21 protein-coding genes are annotated in these 16,553 nt (G+C 69.1%); 12 read left to right on the top strand and 9 right to left on the bottom strand.

The window, feature by feature from the left end:
- Positions 1–7 precede the first annotated feature (7 nt).
- Together DP939_RS08480 and DP939_RS08475 are read left to right on the top strand one after the other, a co-directional pair.
- Positions 8–979: an ABC transporter ATP-binding protein gene (locus DP939_RS08480; protein WP_113980031.1), complete on the top strand. Its 972-nt coding sequence runs from the start codon at positions 8–10 to the stop codon at positions 977–979.
- Positions 976–1,968 (top strand): ABC transporter ATP-binding protein, encoded by a 993-nt coding sequence (locus DP939_RS08475; RefSeq protein WP_113980030.1) that lies wholly within the window; start codon positions 976–978, stop codon positions 1,966–1,968. The genes DP939_RS08480 and DP939_RS08475 overlap by 4 nt, the downstream gene beginning before the upstream one ends.
- Here DP939_RS08475 and DP939_RS08470 read toward each other — a convergent pair.
- Positions 1,923–2,744: a helix-turn-helix transcriptional regulator gene (locus DP939_RS08470; protein WP_199565018.1), complete on the bottom strand. Its 822-nt coding sequence runs from the start codon at positions 2,742–2,744 to the stop codon at positions 1,923–1,925. The two genes, DP939_RS08475 and DP939_RS08470, sit on opposite strands and share 46 nt — an antisense overlap.
- Positions 2,745–2,863: 119 nt before the next feature.
- On the opposite strand from DP939_RS08470, the gene DP939_RS08465 reads away from it, so the two are divergent.
- Genes DP939_RS08465 through DP939_RS08445 form a run of 5 tightly spaced genes read left to right on the top strand, consistent with a single transcriptional unit; the run spans position 2,864 to position 7,475 of the window.
- Positions 2,864–3,871 carry an ABC transporter substrate-binding protein gene (locus DP939_RS08465; RefSeq protein ID WP_113980029.1) on the top strand — a complete coding sequence of 336 codons (1,008 nt, stop codon included), beginning with the start codon at positions 2,864–2,866 and terminating at the stop codon, positions 3,869–3,871.
- Positions 3,868–4,698, top strand: a complete 831-nt coding sequence (locus tag DP939_RS08460) for a siderophore-interacting protein (RefSeq protein ID WP_113980028.1) — start codon at positions 3,868–3,870, stop codon at positions 4,696–4,698. Before DP939_RS08465 ends, DP939_RS08460 begins: the two co-directional genes overlap by 4 nt.
- On the top strand, positions 4,685–5,677 hold the full coding sequence (locus DP939_RS08455; protein WP_113980027.1) for a FecCD family ABC transporter permease: 993 nt from the start codon (positions 4,685–4,687) through the stop codon (positions 5,675–5,677). The genes DP939_RS08460 and DP939_RS08455 overlap by 14 nt, the downstream gene beginning before the upstream one ends.
- Positions 5,674–6,693 (top strand): FecCD family ABC transporter permease, encoded by a 1,020-nt coding sequence (locus DP939_RS08450; RefSeq protein ID WP_113980026.1) that lies wholly within the window; start codon positions 5,674–5,676, stop codon positions 6,691–6,693. Before DP939_RS08455 ends, DP939_RS08450 begins: the two co-directional genes overlap by 4 nt.
- On the top strand, positions 6,690–7,475 hold the full coding sequence (locus DP939_RS08445) for an ABC transporter ATP-binding protein (RefSeq protein WP_113980025.1): 786 nt from the start codon (positions 6,690–6,692) through the stop codon (positions 7,473–7,475). The genes DP939_RS08450 and DP939_RS08445 overlap by 4 nt, the downstream gene beginning before the upstream one ends.
- Here DP939_RS08445 and cas6e read toward each other — a convergent pair.
- On the bottom strand, positions 7,465–8,136 hold the full coding sequence (gene cas6e / locus DP939_RS08440) for a type I-E CRISPR-associated protein Cas6/Cse3/CasE (RefSeq protein ID WP_113980024.1): 672 nt from the start codon (positions 8,134–8,136) through the stop codon (positions 7,465–7,467). The genes DP939_RS08445 and cas6e overlap by 11 nt on opposite strands.
- Positions 8,127–8,573 carry a type I-E CRISPR-associated protein Cas5/CasD gene (locus DP939_RS08435; RefSeq protein WP_113980023.1) on the bottom strand — a complete coding sequence of 149 codons (447 nt, stop codon included), beginning with the start codon at positions 8,571–8,573 and terminating at the stop codon, positions 8,127–8,129. Before DP939_RS08435 ends, cas6e begins: the two co-directional genes overlap by 10 nt.
- A gap of 33 nt (positions 8,574–8,606) precedes the next feature.
- On the opposite strand from DP939_RS08435, the gene DP939_RS08430 reads away from it, so the two are divergent.
- The 3 genes from DP939_RS08430 to DP939_RS08420 all read left to right on the top strand — a co-directional run bounded on the left by DP939_RS08430 (position 8,607) and on the right by DP939_RS08420 (position 9,770).
- Complete coding sequence (locus DP939_RS08430; RefSeq protein WP_113980022.1) at positions 8,607–8,891, top strand: transposase; 285 nt, start codon at positions 8,607–8,609, stop codon at positions 8,889–8,891.
- A gap of 113 nt (positions 8,892–9,004) precedes the next feature.
- Positions 9,005–9,265: an IS3 family transposase gene (locus DP939_RS46065; protein WP_158578506.1), complete on the top strand. Its 261-nt coding sequence runs from the start codon at positions 9,005–9,007 to the stop codon at positions 9,263–9,265.
- Positions 9,243–9,770, top strand: a complete 528-nt coding sequence (locus DP939_RS08420) for an IS3 family transposase (RefSeq protein ID WP_113980020.1) — start codon at positions 9,243–9,245, stop codon at positions 9,768–9,770. Before DP939_RS46065 ends, DP939_RS08420 begins: the two co-directional genes overlap by 23 nt.
- Before the next feature lie 110 nt (positions 9,771–9,880).
- On the opposite strand, the gene DP939_RS47685 is transcribed toward DP939_RS08420, so the two are convergent.
- The 4 genes from DP939_RS47685 to DP939_RS08400 all read right to left on the bottom strand — a co-directional run bounded on the left by DP939_RS47685 (position 9,881) and on the right by DP939_RS08400 (position 13,601).
- A complete protein-coding gene (locus DP939_RS47685; RefSeq protein ID WP_225878104.1) occupies positions 9,881–11,335 on the bottom strand; it encodes an ASCH domain-containing protein in 1,455 nt (484 codons plus the stop codon).
- Positions 11,336–11,349: 14 nt separating this feature from the next.
- Positions 11,350–11,922 carry an AAA family ATPase gene (locus DP939_RS08410; RefSeq protein WP_113980019.1) on the bottom strand — a complete coding sequence of 191 codons (573 nt, stop codon included), beginning with the start codon at positions 11,920–11,922 and terminating at the stop codon, positions 11,350–11,352.
- Positions 11,919–12,857, bottom strand: a complete 939-nt coding sequence (locus tag DP939_RS08405) for a hypothetical protein (protein WP_147267926.1) — start codon at positions 12,855–12,857, stop codon at positions 11,919–11,921. Before DP939_RS08405 ends, DP939_RS08410 begins: the two co-directional genes overlap by 4 nt.
- Before the next feature lie 159 nt (positions 12,858–13,016).
- Positions 13,017–13,601 (bottom strand): dihydrofolate reductase family protein, encoded by a 585-nt coding sequence (locus DP939_RS08400; RefSeq protein ID WP_113980017.1) that lies wholly within the window; start codon positions 13,599–13,601, stop codon positions 13,017–13,019.
- Between the two features lie 80 nt (positions 13,602–13,681).
- Between DP939_RS08400 and DP939_RS08395 the strand changes: the two genes are divergently transcribed.
- On the top strand, positions 13,682–14,368 hold the full coding sequence (locus DP939_RS08395) for a winged helix-turn-helix transcriptional regulator (protein ID WP_113980119.1): 687 nt from the start codon (positions 13,682–13,684) through the stop codon (positions 14,366–14,368).
- Here the strand turns inward: DP939_RS08395 and DP939_RS08390 are convergent.
- Positions 14,335–15,351 (bottom strand): SDR family NAD(P)-dependent oxidoreductase, encoded by a 1,017-nt coding sequence (locus tag DP939_RS08390; RefSeq protein ID WP_113980016.1) that lies wholly within the window; start codon positions 15,349–15,351, stop codon positions 14,335–14,337. The genes DP939_RS08395 and DP939_RS08390 overlap by 34 nt on opposite strands.
- Positions 15,352–15,440: 89 nt before the next feature.
- On the opposite strand from DP939_RS08390, the gene DP939_RS08385 reads away from it, so the two are divergent.
- Positions 15,441–15,827 (top strand): MerR family transcriptional regulator, encoded by a 387-nt coding sequence (locus DP939_RS08385; RefSeq protein ID WP_113980015.1) that lies wholly within the window; start codon positions 15,441–15,443, stop codon positions 15,825–15,827.
- Here DP939_RS08385 and DP939_RS08380 read toward each other — a convergent pair.
- Positions 15,795–16,553: a S1 RNA-binding domain-containing protein gene (locus DP939_RS08380; RefSeq protein ID WP_113980014.1), complete on the bottom strand. Its 759-nt coding sequence runs from the start codon at positions 16,551–16,553 to the stop codon at positions 15,795–15,797. The genes DP939_RS08385 and DP939_RS08380 overlap by 33 nt on opposite strands.

Raw genomic sequence — 16,553 nt, 5'->3', positions numbered from 1 at the left:
AGCACCCGTGCCAGAGTCCCCCGTACTGACCGTCTCCGATCTGCACGTGCGTCTCGGGAGCACGCACGTCGTCAATGGAGCTGGCTTCTCCCTCGACGCCGGGCAGACCCTCGCGCTGCTCGGTGAGTCGGGCAGCGGCAAGAGCGTCACCGCCCGCACGATCATGGGCCTGATCCGGCCGCCGCACGGCCGGGTCACCGCGGGAACGGTCCTGCTGCACGGGCAGGACCTGCTGGCCATGCCCGAGGAACGGCGGCGCGCGCTGCGCTCCACCACGATCTCCATGATCTTCCAGGACGCGCTGTCCGCGCTGAACCCGGTGCTCAGCGTCGGCTACCAGATCGCCGAACTGTTCCGCGCGCACCGCGGCATGTCCCGCAACGAGGCCCGCCGCGCCGCGGTGGACGTACTCGGGCAGGTCCGCATCCCGGCGGCGGCCCGGCGCGCGGGCGACTACCCGCACCAGTTCTCCGGCGGGATGCGCCAGCGGGTCGGCATCGCGCTGGCCATCGCGCTGCGCCCGGACGTGATCATCGCCGACGAGCCGACCACCGCGCTCGACGTCACCGTGCAGGCCCAGATCCTGCGGCTGCTCGGCGACATCCAGCGCGAGCACGGCACCGCGCTGCTGCTCATCACGCACGACATGGGCGTGGTGGCCGACATGGCCGACCGCGTCGCCGTCATGTACGCCGGGCGGGTCGTCGAGCAGGCCACCGCCGCCGAGGTGTTCGCCCGGCCGCGCCACCCCTACAGCGAGGCCCTGCTCGGCGCGATCCCCCGCCCGCACCTGCGCGGCCGGGAACTGGCCGTCATCGCCGGCGCGCCGCCCGACCTGTCGGTCCCCGACGAGGGGTGCCGCTTCCGGCCGCGCTGCCGGTACCGGATCGAGGACTGCGAGCGCAATCCGCCGGAACACGACCTCGGCGGCGGCCGGAGCACCGCCTGCCACGAGTGGGAGAAGGTGGGCAGCGCGTGAGCCGTACCGTCCTTCGGGTGACCGACCTGGTCAAGCACTTTCCGGTGCGTAAGGGGCCGCTGCGCCGGACGGTGGGGGTGCTCAAGGCCGTGGACGGCGTCAGCCTGGAACTGCGCGCAGGGGAGACCCTGGGCGTGGTCGGCGAGTCCGGGTGCGGCAAGTCCACCCTGGCCCGGATGCTCACCGCGCACGAACGGCCCACCTCCGGCGAGGTGGACCTGCTCGGCATGCCGCTGCACGAGCTGCGCGGCGGCGACCTGCGCCGGGCCAGGCGGCGGGTCCAGCTCATCTTCCAGGACCCCTCGGGCTCGCTGAACCCGCGGATGACCGTCGCGGCGAGCGTACGCGAGCCGTTCGACGTCAATCCCGACCTCGCGCCGCGCGGCGAGCGCGACCGGCGGGTGCGCGAACTGCTGGAACTGGTCGGGCTCGGCCCCGGCCACGCCGGGCGCTATCCGCACCAGCTCTCCGGCGGGCAGCGGCAGCGGGTGGGCATCGCGCGGGCGCTGGCGTTGCGGCCGGAGGTGCTGGTGTGCGACGAGCCGGTGTCGGCGCTGGACGTCTCGGTACAGGCGCAGATCGTCAACCTGCTGGAACGGCTGCGCGCCGAACTGGGGCTGGCGTACGTGTTCATCGCGCACGACCTCGGCGTGGTGAGCCACCTGGCCGACCGGGTCGCGGTCATGTACCTCGGCCGGGTGGTCGAGACCGGCCCCCAGGAGCGGGTGTACGGCCACGCCGCCCACCCCTACACCCAGGCGCTGCACGCGGCGGCCCCGCTGCCCGACCCCGCGCTGCGCGGCGACCGCGAGGCGCTGCTGGAAGGGGAGCCGCCGAGCCCGCTCGACCCGCCGGGCGGCTGCTCCTTCCACCCGCGCTGCCCGCTGGCGCGGGACACCTGCGCGACCGTGCCGCCTCCACAGGTCGAGGTGGCACCGGGCCATCAGGCGTCCTGCCACCTGGCCCGGCCTGGCGCTGGGGTGGAGTAGCGGCCGGGGGTGCAGCCGTACTCCCTGGTGAACGCGGTGATGAACGCCGAGGGGGTGGCGTAGCCGACCCGGCGGGCGACCTCGGCGACCTGGTGGTTCTCCAGCAGCACCCGTGATGCGCGCAGCCGCAGCCGGGCCCGCCAGCGGGAGTACGGCATGCCGAACTCGCGCACGAAGTCGCGTTGCAGGGTCTTGACGCTGATGTGCAGGCGGTCCGCCCAGTCGGCCAGGGTGCGGGGGTCGGCGGGGTCGCGGCTGAGGGTGCGCGCGACGGTCACGGCGTAGCCGGTGCCCTTGTTCTCGGGTCCGTGGCCGGGATCGGCGGGGGGACCGAGGCCGGTCATGATCCGGGCGCGGGCGGCCACGGCCCGCCGTACCTCGACGCCGGAAGCGGCGATCTCGCGGATCAGCTCGCCCGCGGCGGCGTCGATCGGCACCGCTCCGGCCCGCAGCCCCGCCAGCGCCGGGGGCACTTCGCGCAGGCAGATCCGGTAGACCGTCTGCCGGTCGCCCGCGCGTACCTCGTGCGTGACCGCCCGATGCACCCAGTACGCCTCGTGCGACCCGACGAAGGACGTCTCGCGGCGGTGCCAGGCCGCGAGCACGCCGTCCGGGGACCAGTAGAGCTGGTGCAGCAGGTCCTGCCGGCTCTCACCGAAGTCCAGGTGGGAGGCCGAGGCGTACTTCAGCACCAAGATCCCGTCGAGGCCGCCCAGCCCGTAGCCGTACTCCTCGCAGCGCACCGGATCGGGCCCGAAGTGACCCACCAGCGACATCGGATGTCCTCCCCGCGATATCCATGTGATTAAGGTAAGGCTAGCCTAAATAGCTGTGCATATGTCCGGTATGCCCGGCATGCGCAACGCAACCGCTCGCTACGGAAAGACCTCTCCTCATGTCCCCTCGACCACCCTGGCGCCTGGCCGGCGCGCTGGCCTTCACGCTCGCCCTGCTGGCGGGCTGCGGCTCCTCCACCGCCTCCACCGGCGCGGCCGGATCGGAGGGCGCGGCCCAGACCCGGGTCTTCAAGGCCGACAACGGTGACATCGCCATCCCCGCCGACCCCAAGCGCGTCATCGCGACGGGCTACGCGGTGCCGGTGCTCATCGAGGCCGGGGCCTCTCTGGCCGGGATCTCGACCTGGCAGCGCGGCGTACCGCTGATGACGGACGCGGACCGCGCGACGTACGAGAAGCTGACCAAGGTCGCGGGCGAGACCGCCGCCGAGACCAACTACGAGGCCATCGCCGCCGCCAAGCCGGACCTGATCGTGATCGGCGTGCCCAAGCCGGTGCTCGCCGACGTGGACATGAAGCGGCTCGCGTCGATCGCGCCCACCATCCACATCGGTCCCACCGTCCCGGACGCCTGGCGCGAACTGTCCCGCCGCCAGTCCGACGCGGCCGGGCGGCTCTCCTACTTCGAGGCGGAGAAGGCGGCTTACGAGAAGAAGGCCGGTGAGCTGACCGGGAAGTACCGTGACGCGCTCAAGGGCCTGAAGTTCGGGCACGTCGGGTCGTACGGGGACGTCGCCAAGGGGACCTTCCAGCGCGAGTACGCCCGCTCCTGGGGCACCAACATCGCGCAGGACATCGGGGTGACCTACTACGGCGAGGTCAAGGAGAAGGGCGGCGGCAGCAAGGACGTCGCCGAATACTCCGCGATCGAGGAGCTTCCGGACAGCCTGGGCGAGGCCGACGTGATCACGTACTCCGTCCAGCCGGACGGCACGCCCAACGCGGCCATCAAGCACGTGCTCGAATCCAAGCTGTGGGCATCGCTGCCCGCGGTGAAGGCCGGCAAGGCGTTCCCGCTGCGGTACACCGAGGCCGCGACCTACCGGTCCGCGACGCAGACCCTCGACGCCATCGACCAGGCGCTCGCGCCGCTGGTGAAGCCATGAGCCACCATGCGACGGAAGATCGGTCCGACCCGCGGGAGAAGGTGGCCGCGCACCACCGGGCGGGCAGCGGCAACGTCCGCGTGCCGTACCCGATCGGCGTCCGGACCACCACGATCGCGGCCCGCCACGAGCTGACCCCGCGCATGCTGCGGCTGACCCTCGGCGGCCCCGGGCTCGACGGCTTCCACACCTACCAGGCCGACGACCACGTCAAGATCGTGTTCCCGGACGCGGACGGCACGCTGCGCGCCCCCGTCCCCAACGACCACCAGATGCTCGACTGGCCGCACCCCATGCCGCCCACCCGGAAGTACACGATCAGGCGCTACGACGCCGCGGCCCGCGAACTCGACCTCGACTTCGTGCTGCACGATGGCGGCCTCGCCTCCACCTGGGCGGAGAAGGCCCAGGTCGGCGATGCGGTGGTGATCGCCGGGCCGCCCGGAGCCAAGGCGTTCCCGCACACCTACGGGCACTACGTCTTCGCGGTGGACGCCACGGCGCTGCCCGCCGCCGCGCGCTGGCTGGAGGAGGCCCCGGCCGACGTCTCCGCCCACCTCGTGATCGAATGCGACGATCCGGCCGAACACGACTACCCGCTGCCTGCCGGGCGGCCCGGGGTGGAGATCGTCCGGCTGGTCCGGGACTCGGCTGGGTCCAGACTGGCCGACGTCGTGCGCTCGCTGGACCTGCCCGGCGGGGCCTTCCTGTTCGCGGCGGGCGAGGCGGGCGACATCAAGCCGCTGCGCGCGTGGAGCGCCGGACGGATGGACGCGCTGATCACCGGCTACTGGAAGCGCGGAGTAGCCGGGCTTGTCGAAGACTGACTCCCCGCGGCGGTTCGCCTTCCTGGCAGGGGGGGTGGTCCTGCTCGTCGTCGCGGCCGTCGCCAGCGTGAGCGTGGGCGCGCACGGCGTTCCGCTGGAGGAGGTGTGGCGGGCGCTGACCGCGTACGCGGGCACCGACGACCACCTGATCGTCCTTGACGTGCGGGGACCCCGGACGGTGCTCGGAATCGCGGTCGGCGCGGCCCTCGGCGTGTCCGGCGCGCTCATCCAGGCGATGACCCGCAACCCGCTGGCCGAACCCGGCCTGCTCGGCGTCACGTCCGGGGCCGGGTTCGCGATCACCCTGGGCGGCGCGCTGGGCCTCGGCGGGTCACAGCCCGCCCAGCTCACGCTGGCCGCCGTCGGGGCGGTGCTGGTCGCCGCGCTGGTCTACGCGGTCGGGCGTACGTCGCCGCTGCGGCTGGTACTGACCGGCCTCGCGCTCAGCTCAGTGCTCGCCGGGCTATCGCTCGGGCTACGGCTGATGCTGCCCGACGTCTTCGACGAGTACCGGTTCTGGTCGATCGGCTCGCTGGCCGGCCGCGAACAGGCCCCGCTGACCCTGCCGCTGCTGGTGATCGCCGGTGCGGTGCTCGGCGCGCTCGCCCTCAGCCGTTCGCTGGGCGCGCTGGCCCTGGGCGAACAGGTCGCCCACGGCCTCGGCGGCCACGTCACCCGCACCCGCGTGGTCGCCCTGCTCATCGTGACCCTCCTGGCGGGAGCCGCCACGGCGGTGGCCGGCCCGATCACCTTCGCGGGGCTCATCGTGCCGCACCTGGTCCGCCGCGCGGCGGGCGGCTCGGTCGGCTGGCTGATCGCCCTCACCGTGATCGTCGGCCCGGTTCTGCTGGTCGCCGCCGACGTCCTGGCCCGCGTCCTCCTCCCCACCGGCGAGGTCCCGGTCGGCGTGGTCACCGCCTTCCTCGGCGGCCCCGCCCTGATCTGGGCCGTCCGCCGCTACGGGACGGTGTCCCTGTGAAGGCGTACGTACTGCGCTTCGGACCGTACTCCGCGGCGGTCGACCGGCGTACCGCCGTCACCTTGGCCGCGCTGGTCGTGGCCGCCCTCGGGCTCGCCCTGCTCGGTTTGTGCCAGGGCGCGACCTGGGCCAGTCCCGTCGAGGTACTGCGCGCCCTGGCCGGACAGGGGGACGCCGTGGTCGTGATCACCGAGTGGCGCGCGCCGAGGGTGGCCGCCGCCCTGGTGTTCGGCGCGGCGCTCGGCCTGTCCGGCGCGATCTTCCAGAACCTCACCCGCAACCCCCTCGGCAGCCCCGACGTGATCGGCCTGGACTCCGGCGCCTACACCGGCGCGCTGGTCGTGATCACCATGCTCGGCGGCACGTCGGCGCAGCTCGCCGTGGGTTCGATCGTGGGCGGGCTGGTGACCGCCGCCGCGGTGTACGTACTGTCGGCGCGCGGCGGGCTCAGCGGCCTGCGGCTGATCGTGATCGGCATCGCCGTCAACGCCATCCTGGTCGCGCTGAACTCCTGGATCGTGCTCCGCGCCGAACTGGAGGTCGCCATCGCCGCCACCGCCTGGCACGCCGGTTCGCTGAACGGCGTCAACTGGGAGGACGTGCTGCTGCCGTTCGCCGTCATCGGCGTACTGGCCGCCGGCGCGCCCTTCCTGGCGCACGCGATCCAGCAGTCCGCGCTCGGCGACGAGGTCGCGATGACCTCCGGCGTGGACCTCCCCCGGCTGCGCCTGCTCCTCGTACTCGCCGGGGTCACCTGCACGTCCACGGTCACCGCCGTCGCGGGCCCGATCGCCTTCATCGCACTGTCCGCGCCGCAGATCGGCCGCAGGCTCGCGGGCGCGCCCGGCGTACCGCTCGCACCGGCCGCCCTGACCGGCGCGGTACTCCTGCTCGCCGCCGACCTCGCCGCGCAACTGCTGCTTGCCCCCATCTCGCTGCCGGTCGGGGTGGTCACCACGGTCATCGGCGGCTGTTATCTGATCTGGCTGCTCTATCGGGAGGTGCGGCGCGCATGACGTCCACCGGCGCGCGGCTCACCGCGCGGGAGATCACGCTCGGGTACGGCGAGCGCGTGGTGTCGGCGGGCCTGAACGTCGCCGTCCCCGACGGCGCCTTCACCGCCGTCGTCGGCGCGAACGCCTCCGGTAAGTCCACCCTGCTGCGCGCCCTGGTCCGCCTGCTGCGGCCGGAGGCCGGAGCCGTACTGCTGGACGGCAAGGACGTCCGCGGCTACCGCCCCAAGGCCATCGCCAGGGAGGTCGCCTTCCTGCCCCAGAACCTGCTCGCCCCCGAGAACATCGTGGCCAGACGCCTCGTCGCCCGCGGCCGATACCCCCACCAGACACCCCTGTCCACCTGGTCCCCCGCCGACGAACGGGCCGTGACGGACGCCATGGCGGCGGCCGGCGTCACCGACCTCGCCGACCGCCCGGTCACCGAACTGTCCGGCGGGCAGCGGCAACGGGTGTGGATGGCGATGGTCCTGGCCCAGGAGACCGGGCACCTGCTGCTGGACGAGCCGACCACTTTTCTGGACATCGCGCATCAGTACCAGTTGCTGGCCCTGCTGGCGCGGCTGCGCGACCAGGGGCGCACGATCGTGGCGGTACTGCACGACATCAACCAGGCGTGCCGGTACGCCGACCACATCGTGGCCATGAAGGACGGGAAGATCGTGGCGGAGGGGGCACCGGGGGAGGTCATCGACGCGGCGCTGGTGGAGGACGTCTTCGGGCTGCCCTGCGTCGTCGTACCTGATCCGGTGACCGGCACCCCTATGGTCGTTCCTACGCTTTGACTCTGGCCGGGGCCAGGCTCAGCAGGCCGCACCCGTAGGACTTGGCCCGGCCGATGCCGGTGGTCAGCGCGGCGGTGAACAGTTCGGGGTCGGTGACCACGAGATGCCCGTCGAACCGCACCGGATCGATGGTGATCTTCCTGCTCTCGCGGCGTTTTCCGATCAACCTCGGGGCCGGGCTGGGCGCCACGTCGGGGCCGCCCTGGCGGCTGACCGGGATCACGAAACCGTGCTGCTCGCCCTTGCCGATGAGCCATTCGAGCTGCTGGGCGGGCTGCCGCAGCGGTACGCGCTTGCGGTCTGTGCTGTCCTTGGCATGCGCGCAGCGCGTCGGATTGGCCATCAGCCGAAACGCGAACCTCCGGCCGGGCGCGACGGCGTCCAGCACCGGCTGTAGGGAACGTACCTCTGCCGCTTTGAGGAGGAGGTCGGTGGGGAGGCCGCTCCAGTCGGGTTCGGTACGACTCTGGACGTACTGGATGATGTGGCCGTTCGGGAGTGTGTCGATGCGCCACAGCACGCCGTGCTCACTGCGGAACGTACCGGTGGGCGGCATTTCGGGATAGCCGGACATCACCGTGCGGTGCATGTCGTGGACGTCGGCGACATCGCGGCGGAATGCGGCCGACCTGGGGTTGATGAGAAGCTTGGTCAGGAACACTGGCGCGCTCCTTCGCTCGTCAGCACCACTTCGCCGATCCGGACGGCCCGCGCGGCGAACCGCCGATCATTCGCACTGAAACTGACCGGCTGGTCGTACCGAACCTCCGCCCCGGCCATCCCAGGCGAACACTCGACCACCGTCCGCAGCGGCTCTGTGGGCTGGGGTCCTTCCCCCAGCCATCGGTGTCGCTTCAGGATCTCTTCGGCGGGCTGCGCTTCGGGCCCTTCTCCTGGTTCGAGCAGCGGACGGGCCGGAACGTACGCCTTACGCCCGAACGACAACGGCCAATGGGGGCTTCGTACGGCGGCGGCGACCCTGTCGAGCATGTTCACTTCGCCTTCCAGGACCACCAGAAAAAGCGCGTCGGCCAGGTAATACCGCTCGCTGATGACTGTGCGTGTGAGGTGCCCCTGATCTTCCGGACACGGTGCCAAGTAGGGTGCTGACTGGTCTGGGAAGGAAGGTTCGTGGCGGGGAAGAACTACTCAGAGGAGTTCAAGGACGAGGTCGTCAAGGCCGTCTTGGACGAGCGGTCGACGATCGGGCAGGCGGCCAAGGATTTCGGTGTATCGCGGGAGACCGTGCGGAACTGGGTGACCAGGGAGAAGCGCCGCCGGTCGGGGAACACCGAGCCGGCCCGGGATGCCGCGGAGCGTGCGAGGGTACGCGAGATGGAACGTCGGATCGCGGAACTTGAGCAGGAGAACGCCTTCCTGAATATATGCGCGGCCTTCTTTGCGAGGGAGCGGTAGCCGGTGAGAAGTTCTCGCTGATCCACGCGGAGGAGGCCAACTTCGGCCTGCCCATGATGTGCCGTCTTCTCGGGGTTTCGAGATCGGGGTATTACGAATGGCGGGATCGGCCGATGTCGGCCGGGAAGCGGCGTCGTGAGGACCTCAAGCCGTTGATCGAGGAGGTGTTCGCCGAATCGGGGCGGACGTACGGTTACCGGCGAGTTCATGCGGCGCTGGGGCGGATGGGGATCGAGGTCGATGATGAGCTGGTGCGGGCGTTGATGCGGGACCTGGGCCTGACGCCGGTGCAGGTCAAGCGGCGGCGTGGGCTGACGTCGCGGACAAGGCGGCCGGCCCGGTCCCGGACCGGTGGGCCGCGACTTCACCGCTGAGGAGCCCGGAGCCAAGCTGGTCGGCGACATCACCGAGATCAAGACCGGGGAGGGGCCGCTCTATCTGGCCACTGTCATTGATTGCTTTTCGAAGGCGGTGATCGGGTGGGCATTGGATGTGCGGTATCCGGCCGGTTTGGTGTGCGCAGCCCTCGACATGGCCGCGATGCGGGTAGATCTCCCCGTTGGAGCGATTTTTCACTCGGACAGGGGTGGTCAGTACACGTCTCACATGTACGCTGCCACGCTGCGCCGGCATGGTTTGAGGCAGTCGGTCGGGCGAACGGGGATCTGTTTCGACAATTCGATGGCGGAATCGTTCTTCGGCAAGCTGAAGACGGAGTTCGTTCATCATCGTAGCTTCACGAGCGTGACGGAAGCACGTACCGCTGTGATTAAGTATATTGAGGGCTTCTATAATCGTCGGCGCCTGCATTCCATGTTGGGATATCGGCCACCGCTGGAAGTTCTCGAGGAATGGTTCGGCAGGCGAGCCGCTGCATGATATAGCTCATTTACTTCGGTGTCCGGAAAACACAGGGCATGTCACTGGTGGTTGCCTTGCAGGTGGTGACAGGGGCGACCTACGATGAAGTTTGCGCGGCGACCAGCAGCTTAGTGTGTGGCTTGGCCGACTAGTTCGATCTCGATGGCCAGGACGCCGAGTGCTTCCTTCTCCGGGCCGTAAATCCGGCGGATGTTGGCGAGCTGCTGGTCGCGAGGGCTGGTCGGATTGACCGCCTCAGGGCCTTCGGTGTCTAGCAACTCTTCGAAGCTTCGGTAGCGGGCGACACGCTTCACCCTGGTGAGAGCGTCGTCTCGGCCACAGACGAAGCGAATGTGGTCGCCGGCCTTGAGGCTACGCAGATTAGGGTACTGAACGCGGACTTCGATGGTCTTGCGGCCGTCGGCGACGAGGTCGAAGTACCGGCGATAAAGGTTCATCTCGCGGGCGCGTACGCCCGCCTTCTTCGTTGGGCGAGCGGTCATGATCCGGTCAAGTTCCTGAGACGTGTACGAGCGGTAGAAGTGTTTCGGGTCGGCCAGCATCTTGGAGACGAGCCAGACCATGGCGTCGACGTAGGAGTCGACATCGCCGGGCCACTCGGTGACGTCCAGCATCCATGGGTGGGTGCCAGGCGGCGACGCTACCTTTCCTTCCCTGATAAGCGATTTGGATAGTTTCGCACCAGCGTCTGTGAGCACCATAGGAGTGAACACCCGCGGAGGTGGTACCAGACCGGGCAGGTGAGCGAAGGCCTCGTCGACGAGTTGGCATCCGTAGGCCCAGTCACCACCCTTGACCATGACCGATAGGGTGATGTGGTCACGGGCGGCCAGGCGTTCTTTGATTAGGTTCCGATAGAGCGTCGCAAGGTCGAGATAGGCACTGGTGTCGGAAGTGATTGCTACTCTATAGTCCCCATGTTCGGTACAGACGGCCGAGAAGTCCGCGCCCCAGGATCCCATCTTCAGCAGTCGCGTTCGCTCGGCCCGCTTTTCAGCCCAGCCGCACTCGGGGCACGGCAGTCGAATATGGACCTGCCCATGCGAGGGGGCCAGCGGCCAGCGGATTTGTTCGAGCCGTCCGAGGGTGGCGAGAAACTCACCCCGGAAGGCCGGGTCGGCCTGCCGGCGCGAGTAGGTCTCGATCTCGTAGTCGACACCTGTGGCGTCTGCCAGCGAGTCGAACATTGCCCGATAGTACTTGCCGATCAGATCATCCACGCCGTGCTCGCCCAGGGCGTGGAAATAGGCCTGCTGATAGGCATGGTGTGTTTCGGGGGCGAGTTGGATGTCGTATGGCGCATTGTCCAGAGCCCCGAATCGTACCACCGCGTCCACGTTGAACGTCCGCTTTGTCGCTTTGGCGAGCAGAAACGCGGCAGTCTGGACCAGCGAGGTGCCAAGGTGAGGCGCGCCGTTGATCTGGGTGCCGACACAGAAGGCCACTCGTTCTGGGTTTGCGGCCTGTAGTCGGGGGCGAACCATGTCAATGGTGCGTAGCATCGCGTTGGCCAGCACGTTGTTCGGGCTGATGATCTCCACATTGTTGCTACGGTCGTCCATCGCCCCTCACAGGGTCAGGTCGTTGGCACGGGAAGCTGGGCGATCATGAAATCGACGCGGCGGCCGCTTTCATCGGCAGGGACGAAGATGGGCCGGTAGCCGGCGTTGTAGTAGCCCTGGATGATCAGCTCGTGGACACGGCGGATCTCGCGCTCCTTGGCCCATACTAGATCATCTTCCGAATTGAAGTCGTCCAGCGGGTCGAGTACGAACACCGCTTCGTAGCGATAGATCCGGGCCGCTTCCTCTAGTTCCGGATAGGGGCCAAGGCCGAAGAAGGCGTCCCAGCCGTACCCATCGGGTATCCCGCGGTTGTAAAAACGCAGCCCGAATTTGTGGTCGGAGTACTCGGCGATGAAGGCCTCCAGCACGTCACGGGAGTAGCTGCGGCGGTCCCCCACCTGTAGGTGCCGACCGAGTCGGTCGCGGTGCTTGCGGTAAATCTCTCGTGCAGGCTCGCCTTCGGTCGCTGGGATGCCACGGGTGTGCAGCTCGGTGAGCACGCCCTCCTTGCCGGCTGATGGGCCACCTGTAACGACATAGCGGCGCGGTGGCGTGTTCGGATCGAGCAGGGCATCAAGGCTCACAGAATGGTCACTTTCTCCTCGAAGGCTTGCTGGTGCTCAGATGGATGGGCGGACAACGCCTGCAGCCATTCGGTGATGAGCGCGCGACCGGTGACGCCCGCCTCTAGTCGCATAGCGAAGTCGGCCAGGCCTCCAGCGGGGTCGGCCAATTCGGCGAGGAGGAGGTTCTGGGTGGGGGTGAGTGACGGTGTCCACCCAGCGTAGGTGGCAATCTCCAGCGGACTCAGTCCCACTGCTGCGTGTAGAACGTTGGCGCCGTAAGCACTGTGGTAGCGGGCCACGGCTGTGAGAACCAGGGCGTGTCGCCACAGCGCCCGCATGGCCGCCTGGTCGGCCTCAGCCTGTGGGGCGCCCATGCTGACCAGGCGCGCAACTGTCAGCAACTCGGCCCGCAGCAGGTAAACCGCACCCCATAGCACTGCCACAGCGTGCTGGTGCTCGGTAGCCTCCCAAGCGAATACATCCTCCGGCAGATGCAACGGACCGGAAGGAGCGTGCAATCTGGGCGCAGTGGCGTGTCGGGCATCGAATTCTTCACTGTCACGACGCAGTTGCCATGCCACCAGCGCAGCCAGCTTTGGCTCGATGCGCTTGCGGAAGTGGTTCACCTCGTACCCGGAGGCCATGGCCGCCGCTCGACGGCGGGCGGTCAAGGTGGCCCCAGAGGTCGTCGCCTCCGCTCCGAACAACAGTCGCACGGCCGGGGCGAGCTCGGCGTTCTCGAAGCGATCAAGCTGCTCGCGCAGTAGACCGTCCAAAGCTCGTGCCCGACTGGCCCCATCCTTCGGATGCGACGCGCGTGCGTGCACGCCATGCAGGCCCAGCAGCGCCGGGCCGCACAGCTCCACCCTGAGGGGCAGTCCGCCGCGCAACAGCGCTCGGACTTCGGCGGGCAGTGTGTCGGTGGCCGTACTGACGACTCCAATAGGCCGCATGAGGCTAGTGTCGCAGAGATACCCAGTAAATGCCCAGTCTCATGACCAGAAAATACCCTCTTTCTCAGGGCTGGCCCTCTTCGGTCATGAGCATGACGGTGGTGGAGGTCCGCGTATCGCGGAGGTCGGGTCCGGCAAGGTGAGGCTGCTGGTCGGGGGTCAGTGGCGGACTTGGTAGCGGAGGTGGAGGGCGCGGTGGCCCTGGAGGACTACGGGGTCTTGGAGGAGGTGGTGGGCGCCGGGGAGGCCGGCGAGGTAGGGGATGCCCTCGCCGAAGATGACGGGGACGAGGCTGACGCAGACCTCGTCGACCAGGCCGAGTTGGAGGGCTTGGCGGGCGATGTCGGCGCTGGCGATGCAGATGTCCTTGCCGTTGGCGATCTGCTTTGCGCGGGTGATGGCGGGTTCGACGCCGTTGACGAAGGTGGTTCGGGGCCACGGGGTGGTGTCGCTGGGGGGCTGGTGGGTGACCACGACTACGGGGGCGCCCACCGGGTGGCTGTCGCCCCAGCCGTTCGCGATGTCGAAGAGGCGGCGGCCGGCGATCAGGGCGCCGGTGTTGGTGGTGAACTCGCGGAGGAGTTCGGCGCTGGTGGGATCGACGTTGAAGGAGACGTGGTCGTTGGCGCTGGGGACGGTCACGTCTCCGGCGCCGTACCAGTCGAAGAGTTCCGCGGGCTGGTCGGTCGGGTCGGCGATGAAGCCGTCGAGGGACATCGTCATGTGGGTGTAGACCTTGGTCATAGCCATCCTCTTCTACGCAAGTTGACTTGCTTAAGGCAAGCATGCTGCACTCTAGCAAGTCAAATGGTATGGTCGTGGTCATGCGCACACGTGAGTACGGGCAGTTCTGTGGGCTGGCTCGCGCCGCTGAGCTGCTTGGGCAGCGTTGGACCATGCTCATCCTTCGTGACCTGCTCGTGGGGCCGCGACGATACTCGGATCTGGCGGCGGGGCTGCCGGGCATCCCGACCAATGTCCTGGCCGCGCGGCTGAAGGAGCTGGAACAGGACGGGCTCGTCGTACGGCAGGCGCGGGGTGGGGGCGACCGGGCGATCGTCTATCAGGTGACGGGGCGGGCGGAGGAGCTGGTGCCCGCGCTCGACGCGCTCGCGAGTTGGGGGGCCGCCGGGATGAGGGTGCCCAGGGAAGGCGAGGTGGTCACGGAGGCGGCGCTGGTCACGGCGTTGCGGGTGGCGGCGGCGGGTGGGAGGCCGCCTGGTGTGCGTCGTGCGGTGACGTACGTGGTGCGGGCCGGTGAGGCCGTCGCGCACGCGATCGTGAGCGGTACGCGCGTCACCGCCGGGCCTGGGGAGCACCCGGCGCCGGACCTGACCATCGTCGCCAGGTCAGGGCCGGGATTTCGGGAGATGCTGGCCGGTACGCTCGGTGCCGATGAGGCCGTTGCCGAAGGTGTCATCGAAGTCAGCGGTGACAAGGCTCTCCTGGCCGAGTTCGCCGCCACGTTCCGCGTCCCCTACTCGCCGTCCCTCACGGGACCCGCCGCGTGATACTGACGGATCAGCCAGATGTCCCCGACCCGCTGGGCGACGATGGAAAGGCGTACTGAAACGGTGTTCCCGGTGGGGGCGGTGAAGGTCACGTTCGCGAAGCCGGCCGCGATTCCGTCGTGCAGCGGCTTCGTCCGCAGTACCTCCAGGTGTGCTTTCGTGCCTTCGGCGACATTGTTGTAGTACTCGGAGATCTCGGCCCGGCCGAAGAGCAGCCGGGGGCTGATGCCCTGGAACAGGGCGTCCTCGGTGAAGAGCGCGGCGAGGTCGGACGTCCGGCGGGCGTTGAAGGCGCTTCGCCAGCGCTCCATGAGGCCGGCGATGGCGTCGTACGCGCCGTTGTGAACGATCTCGTGTTGCCATTCGTCGCGGGGTTGGGTGTGGAGGTGCCAGTAGTGGTCGGCGATGGTGTCGGGGGCGAAGGGGGTGCCGGGGGCGACGGGGGCGGGGATGGTGACGCTGGCGGCGTGGAGGCCGGAGGGGCCGTATTCCTGGTGGAGGAGGGTGACCAGGGTGCGGACTCCGGCTTTGCCGAGGGAGAGGCTGACGTAGTCCGGCTTCGGTTCGGGCATGCCGCCGGTGATGATGATCGAGCCGGTGCCGCGGCGGGCCATGGCGGGGGCGAGGTGGGCGGCGGCGGTGAGGGCGCCGACCACGTTGACGGCCCAGGCGTTCAACTGGGTACTTGCTGATGACTGGCCGGGGTGGTCGGGCTGGATGAGGGCCGCGTTGTAGATCAGGGCGTCGGGGAGGCCGAGTTCGTCCACCGATCTGTCGAGGGCGGCGCGGAGGGCGGGCTCGTCGGTGCTGTCGGCGATCAGGGGCAGGACCGGTACGTCGAAGGGGGCGAGGGCCTTGGCGGTGTCGGCGAGGGTTGCCGGGTTTCGGGCGATGAGGGTGATGGGCAGGCCCTCGCGGGCGAAGCGGCGGGCGACCGATCGGCCGACACCCGGACCTGCTCCGATGACAACTGCTCCCGGCATTACCGGCTCCTTCGCTGGAAGATGTCCCACCAGCGGGACGTTAAGGTGTCACATCCATGTGAAGGTCAAGCTCGGTCCGGAGGAGCCACATGCAGATCGGTGCCCTGGCCCACAGGACGGGGGTCAGCAAGCGGCTGCTGCGCTACTACGAGGAGCAGGGACTGCTCCGGCCGGTACGCCTGGCGAACGGCTACCGGGAGTACGCCGAGTCGGACGTCACCGCCGTGCGCCACATCCGTGCCCTGCTGGACGCCGGTCTGCCCACCGTGGTCATCGCGCGGCTGCTGGACTGCGTCCATGACGACGGTGAGCGGCTGGTACCGGCCGCCTGCCCCGGAATGGTGGACAACCTGCGGCGGGAACGCCGCCGGATCGCGGCGACGATCGACCGGCTTCAGTCGTCTCAGCAGGTGCTCGACGGCATGCTCGCCGTCGCCCTGCGATCATCGGCGGGACAGGGTGAGCCGGCGTCGTAGCGGGTCGATCGCGGCGATGACGACGGTGAGTTCGTCGCCGACCTGAGCCTCGGCATCGGGGATGAGACCTTCGACGCCGTCGGCGACGCGGACAAGGACGCCGAAGGGCGCCACCCTGACGACCGGGCCGTGCAGGATCTGGCCGACATGGGCGTGGCGGGCGAACGGCTGGAACGGGTCGGGCTGAGTGGCGCGCAGGGACAGGCGGGCCTCGCCGTTGTGGGTGGTGAAGATGATGAATTCGCAGGTGATGTGCTGTCCCACAGAGACGGCCTCCTCGAAGGGGGACCAGGACAGCTCGGGGATGGTGATGAAGCCGACGCCGGGGAAGACGGGATGGCCGGGGGCGTCGTCCAGATCGACGAAGACGCCGAAGTTCTCGATGGCCGCCACGGTGCCGGACAGGCGTTCACCTGGGCGTAGGGCCTTGAGATAAGCCCATAGATCGGGGTTTTCCGTGGCGGATCGGGAGAGCCAGACCTGGCCCTCTCGCAGGTCGATCACTTCGGCGGCGACCCGGCCGCCGACTTCGAGGAGGTCGGCGGCCGAGTGGCCGAAGGACCGCCAGGAGCGATCGAGTGCGCCGATGACGCCGATCGGGGCGCGGGGGAAACCGTCGAGAAGCACGGTCGTGTGCGATCGGGTGATCTCCGTGACGGTTCCGGTGAGGACATCGCCGACGTGCACGGTCCTGAGGAATGCGGTGAGGGGGGATTCCGCATCCAT

Origin of the sequence: Spongiactinospora rosea (assembly GCF_003315795.1) — a bacterium.
Taxonomy (GTDB): domain Bacteria; phylum Actinomycetota; class Actinomycetes; order Streptosporangiales; family Streptosporangiaceae; genus Spongiactinospora; species Spongiactinospora rosea.
The sequence above is the reverse complement of the archived record's forward strand: the minus strand, read 5'-3'. Positions and strand labels throughout refer to the sequence as shown.

Bases quoted from the DNA above. Each gene is read 5' to 3' on its own strand.
- DP939_RS08470 (WP_199565018.1), bottom strand. From the start codon at position 2,744: ATGTCGCTGGTGGGTCACTTCGGGCCCGATCCGGTGCGCTGCGAGGAG.
- DP939_RS08465 (WP_113980029.1), top strand. From the start codon at position 2,864: ATGTCCCCTCGACCACCCTGGCGCCTGGCCGGCGCGCTGGCCTTCACG.
- DP939_RS08460 (WP_113980028.1), top strand. From the start codon at position 3,868: ATGAGCCACCATGCGACGGAAGATCGGTCCGACCCGCGGGAGAAGGTG.
- DP939_RS08445 (WP_113980025.1), top strand. From the start codon at position 6,690: ATGACGTCCACCGGCGCGCGGCTCACCGCGCGGGAGATCACGCTCGGG.
- DP939_RS46065 (WP_158578506.1), top strand. From the start codon at position 9,005: ATGTCGGCCGGGAAGCGGCGTCGTGAGGACCTCAAGCCGTTGATCGAG.
- DP939_RS47685 (WP_225878104.1), bottom strand. From the start codon at position 11,335: ATGGACGACCGTAGCAACAATGTGGAGATCATCAGCCCGAACAACGTG.
- DP939_RS08405 (WP_147267926.1), bottom strand. From the start codon at position 12,857: ATGCGGCCTATTGGAGTCGTCAGTACGGCCACCGACACACTGCCCGCC.
- DP939_RS08400 (WP_113980017.1), bottom strand. From the start codon at position 13,601: ATGACCAAGGTCTACACCCACATGACGATGTCCCTCGACGGCTTCATC.
- DP939_RS08395 (WP_113980119.1), top strand. From the start codon at position 13,682: ATGCGCACACGTGAGTACGGGCAGTTCTGTGGGCTGGCTCGCGCCGCT.
- DP939_RS08390 (WP_113980016.1), bottom strand. From the start codon at position 15,351: ATGCCGGGAGCAGTTGTCATCGGAGCAGGTCCGGGTGTCGGCCGATCG.
- DP939_RS08385 (WP_113980015.1), top strand. From the start codon at position 15,441: ATGCAGATCGGTGCCCTGGCCCACAGGACGGGGGTCAGCAAGCGGCTG.
- DP939_RS08380 (WP_113980014.1), bottom strand. From the start codon at position 16,553: ATGGATGCGGAATCCCCCCTCACCGCATTCCTCAGGACCGTGCACGTC.